Consider the following 8636-nt stretch of genomic DNA (forward strand, 5'->3'; position numbering starts at 1 on the left):
GAAAGGATAGCGCGCTTTTTGCCTTTGGGAAGATTAGTGCTTGCTTATTGCCAACGTCGGAACAGGGCACTGGCGTTTACGCCACCGAAGCCGAAGCCATTTGAAATGGCATATTCCATAGCCATCGGCCGCGCCTCGGGCCCAACCAGATCGATACCTTCCGCAGCCGGATCGGGCTCCGCCAAATTGCGGCTCGGCGGTGCGATCTGATCGCGGAGAGCCATGATGGTGAACACCGCTTCCAGTCCGCCGGCGGCACCGAGCAGATGACCAGTTGCAGACTTCGTGGCGCTGACGGCAATAGCACGCTCGCGCCCGAACACTGTCTTGATCGCCTCCATCTCACCCCGATCGCCGACCGGCGTCGATGTGGCATGGGCGTTGAGATGCTGCACCTGGCTTGGTGAAATCCCCGCCTGCGCAAGCGCCGCCTGCATCGCCCGGCGAGCGCCGTCTCCATCTTCGGGACCGGCCGTCATATGGTAGGCGTCGGCGGCCGTGCCGTAGCCGACCAGTTCGGCAAGCGGCGTCGCGCCACGGGCTAGCGCATGCTCCAGGGTTTCGATGACAAGCATGCCGGCGCCTTCGCCCATGACGAAGCCGTCGCGCGCCGCGTCGAACGGGCGGGAGGCTTCTTCAGGGTGATTGCTGAAGCCTGTCGAAAGCGCGCGCGCAGCGGCAAAGCCGCCGAGGCTGACTTTGTCGATGCACGCCTCGGCCCCACCGCAGATCGCGACATCCGCCTCGCCGGAACGGATCAGCCGTGCCGCGTCGCCGATGGCCTGGATGCTCGCCGCGCAAGCCGTCACCGGCGCCCCAAGCGGACCTTTGTAGCCATAACGTATGCTGACCTGCCCGGCGGCGAGATTAACAAGGAAGGACGGCACGATAAACGGCGAGAGCCTGCGCGCACCGCGCGTCTCGACGGTTCGCACCGCATCGGCAATTGCAGGGAAGCCGCCTATGCCGGACGCAATAACGGTCGCCGTTCTTTCCAGGTCGCGAACATCGGTCGGCGCCCATCCCGATTGATTGATCGCTTCCTCGGCGGCTGCCATCGCAAAGAGGATAAAGCGGTCCATCTTCTTCTGGTCCTTCAACGGAACGTACCGGTCGACATCAAAACCGGCTTCCGCGTCTTCTGCGATATCCGGCACGAGGCCGCCGACTTTTGCCGCAAGTTCACCGACGACCTCTTCTGGCAGCAACCGCAAACCGGATCGTCCTTCGATCAACCTCTTCCAGGCCGCGTCAACGCCGACGCCGAGAGGCGATACCACGCCCATACCGGTAACCACTATGCGTTCCATCTCATGCTCCTTTGCGATCAGGCATCGATGCCCAGATACCAGGCCCGCATGCGCGCGATCCGTTCGCGCACAGCTTCGTCAGCGGCGGGGCCGGCCAATATCGTTGTGTTGTCAGGTGTCAGCTGTTCACCGGTCACGGCGTCCGTTACGGCGACCTTGCGCTCGGCGCCGGAACTGGCGTCACCCAACAGCATGGCAACTTCGTCCGTCGGGATATGCCTCAGTCCCCAATAGAACAGCGACATGAGAACGGGAAAGAAATCGCGACCCTTGGCGGTCAACACATATTCGTAGCGCGGAGGGCGCTCCTGATAGCATCGGCGCTCGAAAAGCCCCTCGCTCGTCAGGTGTTTCAGCCGCCGCGTCAGGATATTGGGCGCAACACCAAGGCTCTTCTGAAATTCATCGAACCGCGACAGCCCTTGGAAGGCGTCCCGAAGTATCAGGATGCTCCACCAGTCGCCGACGCTTTCAAGAGCGCGAGCAGCGGGGCAGTCGTAAGTTCTGAAGCTGGTTCGTTGCATGATCCACGAGTAGCACTAGTTACTAGCATTATGCAAGTAACTAGCCGAAAGTCGAGACACCGCCGGCTTCACGGTCCTGCGTCACTTAAATAAATTTTGATAATCAATATATTACGACATGTAGCGGATGTATCGCATTAGGAAATGCGACGCAGCGCGATGCGCCTATGTCCTGGATTCGGAGGGCGAGGTGACGTCCAGCTCAACATCAGGAATATCGTCGAAAGACGAGTAGTTGAGATTATAGAGCTTTGAATAGAGCTTGCCGTTTGCCATTAGCGCCGCATGGTTGCCGCTCTCGACCACCTGGCCGTTCTGCAGCACGATGATGCGATCGGCCTCGCGAATGGTGGCGAGCCGATGGGCGATGACGAGGCCGGTGCGATTTTCCAGCAGTTTCACCAGCGCCTTCTGGATGAGCATTTCGGTATAGCTGTCGATATTGGCCGTAGCTTCGTCGAGCACCAGGATTTTCGCATCGGCGACAAGCGCTCGGGCAAAACTGACCAGCTGGCGCTGGCCGATCGACAGTCCGCCTCCGCGCTCCCCGAGAACGGTCTCGTAACCCTCGGAAAGCCGCATGATGAATTCGTGCGCACCGACCGCCTTGGCAGCGTCGATGACGTCTTCTCGTGTCGCGCTCGCCTTGTTGTAGCGGATATTTTCGATGACGGTTCCGGTGAAGAGAAACGGCTCCTGAAGCACCATGGCGATCTGTCGGCCAAGCGAGTCCTGCGTCAGGCTACGCACGTCATGGCCGCCGACGAGCACCTGGCCGTGCTGGACGTCATAGAACCGGTGGATGAGGGCCATCGAACTCGACTTGCCCGAGCCGGTCGGACCGATGAGCGCAACCGTCTCGCCGGGATTGACCCGGAAGCTGACATTCTTCAGCACCGGATGCTCAGGATTGTAGCCGAAGATCACGTCACGAAACTCGACCGAACCGTCCATCTCCGATGTCAGGACCTTGGCATCAGGTGCATCCTGGACATCGATCGGGACGTCCAGCACGTCGGTCAGTCGCTGGCCGGACGCCATGGCGCGCTGCATCACCGAATATTGCATTGTCAGGGAGCGGATAGGGTCGAAGAAGCGCTGGATATAGAACAGGAATGCCACCATCACGCCGACGTCGAGCCTCTGGTCGAGAACCCGGGATCCGCCAACGACGATGACAACCGCCATTGCGAGGCCCGTAAGAGTATCGACGATCGGCACCATCACCTGCGCATATTTCGCGGCCGTCAGATGGGCTTTCAGATTAGCGTGCGCCTTGTCGTCAAACAGCGTGAAGTTGACGCCTTGCCGATCCATGCCCTGCACGGCCCGCACCCCATGAATTGCCTCGGCGAGCGCACCGCTGGTGATGGAATTGGTTTCGTGCGCTGCCATGAACGCCGTGCGCGCCCGCGGCAACCAAAACAGGCGGACGACAAACAGGATCGGCATGACCGAGAGCGTCAGCAGGCCGAGCCGGACGTCAAGCCAAAGCATGACGACGATGATGCCGAACAACAGCGCGATGTCGCCGACTGACAGTACCGACGTTTCGAGGAACTCCTGCATCGAATTGACGTCACCCTGAAGCCGCGACATCAATCGGCCGACCTCTGTTCTGTCCATGAACGACAGGGAGACACGCTGCAGATGGGTAAACATCGCCTTGCGGATGTCGAATAGCACTTCCTCGGCGACATTGCCGACGACCGTCTCCTGAACGTAGCTGGCACCGTAATTGACAAGGATGGCTATGCCGAAGCCGACGATTGCAAAGGTGAGGGCAGAGTGGTCAATCCCGCCAGGCGCCATGCCGTGGTCGATGGCATAGCGGATCAGCAGCGGAATGACGATTTGCGAGGCGGTAAATAACAGCACGGCGACGACGGCGATATACATCTTCCGCCGATATGGACGCACGAACTGCCATATGCGCCTGACGACGTTGGTGTCGAACACCTTGCCGAATATTTCCTCCTCGACCCGATGCGACCCCACGACAGCGCGGGGAGGGCGGCGCCCATCCTCACGCACGTCGTTGCGCTCGGTCTCGATCTCCTCAGCCATCACCGAGCCTCCCGCCTTGTCACCGGAACTTCATCGCCCGGCCTCACCTGCAGATCGTAGAGCGCCTTGTATCGCCCGCCGGCGGCGAGCAGCGCCTCATGCGTTCCGCGCTCGACGATCTCACCATTCTCGACGAACAATATCTGGTCCGCATGCATCAACGAACTCAGGCGATGAGCGACGACGATAGTCACGCGATCCCTGGCATAGCGCCGCATGGCACTGCGGATACGCTGCTCGGTAGCGGCATCGATGGCGGCGGTGGAATCGTCGAAGATCATCACCGCCGGCTTCAACATCAGCGTACGGGCAATCGAAAGCCGCTGTCGCTGGCCGCCGGATAGCGAGACGCCGCGCTCGCCGACAACAGTGGTGTAGCCCATCGGCAGACCGAGGACGTAGTTGTGAAGTTGGGCCGATTCAGCCGCCCGCTCGATCCTGGGTTCCTTGGCCCATGGGTCGCCGTAGGCGATATTGTTCTCGATGGTGGTGGTGAACAGGAACGAGTCCTGCTGCACAACCGCCACCGCGTGGCGCAGCGACTTTACCGTCGCCTCGCTGATATCCTGTCCATCGATGGTAATCCGGCCTGACGTTACGTCGTAGAAGCGCGGAATGAGGTGAGCGATGGTGGATTTGCCGCTACCGGGCGGACCGACGATGCCTATCGTCTCGCCACGCCGGGCCTCGAAGCTTATACGTTTCAGCACCAAGCGATCTTCAGCGCTTGGGTAGGCAAAATTCACGTTCTCGAAGCGCAATGTTCCTTCGGATACTTTAAGGGGCTTCGCGCCCGGCGCGTCCTTGATTGCGATGTCGAGATCGAGCAGCCCAAACAGTCGCGACCCACAGGTAGAGGCCCGCGCGAAGGCATTGACCATCAGACCAAGCTGCCGCACCGGCATCTGCAGGATTGTCATGAAGGTGAGGAAGGAGGCGAGGGTGCCCACGGTAATCTGGCCGGCGATCACCTTGTTGCCGCCGACCCAGAGAACAAGACCCATGGCCGCGAAAAAGGAGAGGTTCATCGCACTGGTATTGATGACGCGGATACCCACACGCCGGTGCGAAAGCTCAAGCGCGCTGTGCGATGCCTTCTCGAATTTCAGGATCTCATAGGCCTGGGCAGCAAAAGCCCGCACGACGCGGATGCCGCCAAGATTCTCCTCCATGACGCGGGTCAGCACGGAAAGCCGTTCCTGAAGTTCGAGCCAGGTCGCGCGCAGCCGCAACTGCGTCACGGAGGACCGCCATGCGACGAATGGCACGAAACTAAGCGCCAGCAAGCCGAGCACGACGTCGGTCGACAGGAGCATGTAGGCGCCAATGCCGATCAGTATCGTCAGCAGTATCATCCGCACCAGGGCCGTCGAGAAATACATCCGCACACCTTCAAGATCGAGAAGGCCGATGGTGATGAGATCGCCCGAATGGATACCGTCATGGAAGCTGAAACTGAGCTGTTGGATCTTTTCATAGCAGGCGAGGCGCAGTTCGTAGCCCATGTGGTGGCCGACGGACTCGCTGAAATAGTTCTGCACCATCGTGAAGAGACCGCGCAGGACACTGACGACGAGAAGCAGAAGCGCCGTCATCCAAAGCGCATTCTCTGCCGCCAGACCTGCCACTCCGCCGCCAAATGCAGTCTGCGTCTGGTCGACGGCGCGGCCCAGCATGCGCGGGATCATCAACTGCAACGTTGCAGCTACCAGAGTTGACCCTATCGCCAGACTGGTCTGCCAGGGATGCCGCCATGTCATGTGGGTAATGCGCACAATGGTGGAAAGGCCTCGGCCCCAGCCTGCCGCCGTCACATGCGCCAACGAAGCGGATTGCCTCGCTGCGTTTCTGGATGAATCGCTGCTCACGGTAATTTTCCAAGCGATATTTGAACGAGGCAGGCCCGGAGACCGGGTCGGATCGCGAGAGAATAGGGTGTTCGATGAAGTTCGCCGATTCCGTCCCGGCATTCAAGAGTCCAATTTGTCTAAAGTTCGTGAGCGAACACGGATAAGCCCAAGGAGTTGCGATTGCCGTCCTCAAATATCAGGCCTGTCACAAAGCTAAGATGATCGCTTGGTAGCTAGAGCTATCGCTTTACCAAAAGGAGCTCACATGCGTCATCTCTCCCCATTATTGGCCCTCGTTCTGGTCGTCGGTCTGGCCTCACCGACTTTTGCCGACGGTGCAAAGCCGTTCGCCGATGCCAAGGAGATCGATCTTACGACACTGCTGCCGCCACCGCCGGCAAACGACTCGGCTCAAATGAAAAGCGAGTTGGCCGAAATCCTGACGCTCCAGGTAACTCGCACGCCCGAAATGGCTGCTCGCGCCGTCGCCGATGCCGAAGAAGATGTCTGGCGCTTCTCGGACGTCATCGACAGTCCGAAATTCACCAAGGAAAACCTTCCAAAATTTTCCGCATTTTTCGATCGGATCGTTGAAACCGAAGGTGCCGTCGTCGATCCCGCCAAGGATGTATGGAAACGGCCGCGGCCGCACCTTTATAGTGATCTGGTAAAGCCGATCGTCCCGCTGTCGAAATCCGGCTCCTATCCTTCAGGGCACACGACCCTCGGAACGCTGATGGGTATCGTTCTTTCGAACATGCTGCCGGAAAAGAAAGCGCCCATCATGACGCGCGCCTGGGAATACGGTCACAATCGCATCGTCGGTGGAATACATTACGCCACCGATATCGAGGCAGGGCGCATCTCAGGCACCGTCATCGCACAAACCATCATGACCCACGATGACTACAAGGCCGAGTACGAAGCGGCCAAGACAGAACTGCGGAGCGCGCTCGGTCTCTAGGTCAATCTTGGGATAGCATCGGGAGAATTCGAAGACCGCGGGGCATCCTGCGGTCTTCAGGTTTCAGCTGGGGTATTGCCATTGGGAGGGAGTGTTGTATCTGAAAATCGAACCCACCCAACGCCAAATAATGTGGCGGGGAAGTTGGAATGTCCGCCGTTGTGCAAAGTAGAAATGTCACTTTGGGCGCGTCTTCGGCCATTTAGAAATGCGACACTCGAGATGTCCACTTGCACTGAGGCAAGCCCCCGACCGGACCGGCTAGGCCGGGTTGCAAGGGAAGGGAGGGGGCGGGTGAGACGCACCAACCGGCTTTAGCTTTGACAGTTGGAGCAGCCAGTCATTCCGCCGCATCGAGGTCAGAGAGCACGGGTCGCCGTCGGGCAATGACGGCGGGGCCGTTCATGAAATCCGTCTGCCGACCCGGCTTGCGGCCACGGGGTTTGTAGCCAATCTTCTCGCTGTTGGTCTTCACCTTCGGCGTTGGTCGCTGATCCTGACGCTCCTTGATATAGGCAAGAACGTCGCCGAGCCGCTTGTTCTCGGTGATCGCCGCATGCGTCACCCGCTGGTCCTTGTCGAACACCGTGTAGGGCAAGGAATGCCCCTTCCAGCGCACGTCCAGCCGACCATCCGCATAGGCATAGGTCTCGACATATCGACCAACCAACCCGCGCGTCACATCGCTCTCCTCCAGCATGATCCGCTGACGCTCGAACGAAAACGTCAGCTGCGCTCCGACATAGCGTTGCTCGCGTTTACACAGGATCTCGGCCAACCGATCCGGCGCCAGATTCATTGGTCGGTGCAGGTCATCGGACCGGGCAGGGACAATCGCAAACCGTACATTGTAGTGCTTCATGAAGCCCGGCAGAAACGCATTGCCCGCCTCCATATCGCAGATGCCCGCCAGCCTTAATTCCTTGACCAGGCGATCCTGCAATGTCCGGTTCATCCGCTCGACGCGCCCTTTGGCCTGGCTGGAATTTGCGCAAAGAATCTCGACGTTTAGCTCACAAAGTGCCCGACCGAACTGGGTCATGCCCTGGCCGCCCTTGGCCTCCTTCTTCGCCACCCGGAATACCGAATGCTTGTCGGAATAAAAGGCAATCGGCGCACCGTGATCGTGCAGATAAAGCTCCAGTGCCTCAAAATAGCTGAAAGCGCTTTCCGAGCGTACAAAGCGCAACTGCATCAATTTGCCGGTGGCATCGTCAACGAAAACTAGCAGCGAGCAGGGATCGCCACGATCCTCGAACCAGCGATGCTCCGACCCGTCGATCTGCACCAGCTCGCCATAAGCTTCGCGTCGCAGCCGCGGCTGATGAAACGTTCGGCGCTGCTTGCGCGACAGCCAAAGTCCGGCGTCCACCATCCAACTGCGCAACGTCTCGCGCGACACCCGCAATCCATCGCGCTCACCAAGCTTCTCGGCTGCCAAGGTTGGACCGAAATCCGCATAGCGTTCTCGGACGATCGCAACAGCATAATCACGAACCCCATCGCTCATCCTGTTGTTCGATGGTCGGCCGATCGCCTTGTGCCGGATCGATGCCGCACCATTCGTCCTGATCCGCGCCAGCAGACGACGAACTTGGCGCTCACTTAGATCGAGCACATGCGCCGCCGACACTATGGTCATGCGGCCGGCGATTACTTCCGACAAGATCTCGATCCGCTGCAGGTCGCGCTCGCTCATCGCAATCAGTCCCATCCGCAATCTCCCTGGCGTCAGTCAGACCCGGGGAGTGTGACATTCCAACTTTGCAGAAACAGGACACTTTAACTTTGCGGTGTGAGTTCATGGCGAACCGCGACCTGCGGGCTCTGGGAGGCTAACCGGTACGCCTGATCTGCGCGAGGAGTTTCTGGCGGAAGACTTCGGCGGGTGTCTTGTAGCCGAGGCATTTGCGCGGTGTTG

The 8636-nt window shown here is 59.5% G+C and carries 6 protein-coding genes; 1 reads left to right on the top strand and 5 read right to left on the bottom strand.

What is annotated here, in order from left to right; all coding sequences use genetic code 11:
* Positions 1–44: 44 nt before the first annotated feature.
* The 4 genes from fabF to CPY51_RS21630 form a co-directional block, all read right to left on the bottom strand.
* The gene (fabF, locus tag CPY51_RS21615) at positions 45–1310 is read right to left on the bottom strand and encodes a beta-ketoacyl-ACP synthase II (RefSeq protein WP_111162277.1); all 1266 of its coding nucleotides are present in this window, start codon (positions 1308–1310) and stop codon (positions 45–47) included.
* Positions 1311–1327: 17 nt separating this feature from the next.
* Positions 1328–1834 carry a winged helix-turn-helix transcriptional regulator gene (locus CPY51_RS21620; RefSeq protein WP_111162278.1) on the bottom strand — a complete coding sequence of 169 codons (507 nt, stop codon included), beginning with the start codon at positions 1832–1834 and terminating at the stop codon, positions 1328–1330.
* Positions 1835–1999: 165 nt separating this feature from the next.
* Positions 2000–3901, bottom strand: coding sequence for an ABC transporter ATP-binding protein (locus tag CPY51_RS21625; protein WP_111162279.1), 1902 nt, complete (start codon positions 3899–3901; stop codon positions 2000–2002).
* Positions 3901–5769, bottom strand: a complete 1869-nt coding sequence (locus CPY51_RS21630; protein ID WP_111162280.1) for an ABC transporter ATP-binding protein — start codon at positions 5767–5769, stop codon at positions 3901–3903. The genes CPY51_RS21625 and CPY51_RS21630 overlap by 1 nt, the downstream gene beginning before the upstream one ends.
* Before the next feature lie 247 nt (positions 5770–6016).
* On the opposite strand from CPY51_RS21630, the gene CPY51_RS21635 reads away from it, so the two are divergent.
* A complete protein-coding gene (locus CPY51_RS21635) occupies positions 6017–6715 on the top strand; it encodes an acid phosphatase (RefSeq protein ID WP_111162281.1) in 699 nt (232 codons plus the stop codon).
* Between the two features lie 340 nt (positions 6716–7055).
* Here the strand turns inward: CPY51_RS21635 and CPY51_RS21640 are convergent, their stop codons facing one another.
* Positions 7056–8429, bottom strand: a complete 1374-nt coding sequence (locus CPY51_RS21640; protein ID WP_111162282.1) for an ISNCY family transposase — start codon at positions 8427–8429, stop codon at positions 7056–7058.
* Between the last annotated feature and the right edge of the window lie 207 nt (positions 8430–8636).

The sequence above is a fragment of the Arminella tubonensis genome, from assembly GCF_003240585.1.
In the GTDB taxonomy this organism is placed as follows: domain Bacteria; phylum Pseudomonadota; class Alphaproteobacteria; order Rhizobiales; family Rhizobiaceae; genus Rhizobium; species Rhizobium tubonense.

Excerpts from the sequence above, each read along its gene's own strand:
- fabF (WP_111162277.1), bottom strand. The coding sequence starts at position 1,310 with ATGGAACGCATAGTGGTTACCGGTATGGGCGTGGTATCGCCTCTCGGC.
- CPY51_RS21620 (WP_111162278.1), bottom strand. The coding sequence starts at position 1,834 with ATGCAACGAACCAGCTTCAGAACTTACGACTGCCCCGCTGCTCGCGCT.
- CPY51_RS21625 (WP_111162279.1), bottom strand. The coding sequence starts at position 3,901 with ATGGCTGAGGAGATCGAGACCGAGCGCAACGACGTGCGTGAGGATGGG.
- CPY51_RS21635 (WP_111162281.1), top strand. The coding sequence starts at position 6,017 with ATGCGTCATCTCTCCCCATTATTGGCCCTCGTTCTGGTCGTCGGTCTG.
- CPY51_RS21640 (WP_111162282.1), bottom strand. The coding sequence starts at position 8,429 with ATGGGACTGATTGCGATGAGCGAGCGCGACCTGCAGCGGATCGAGATC.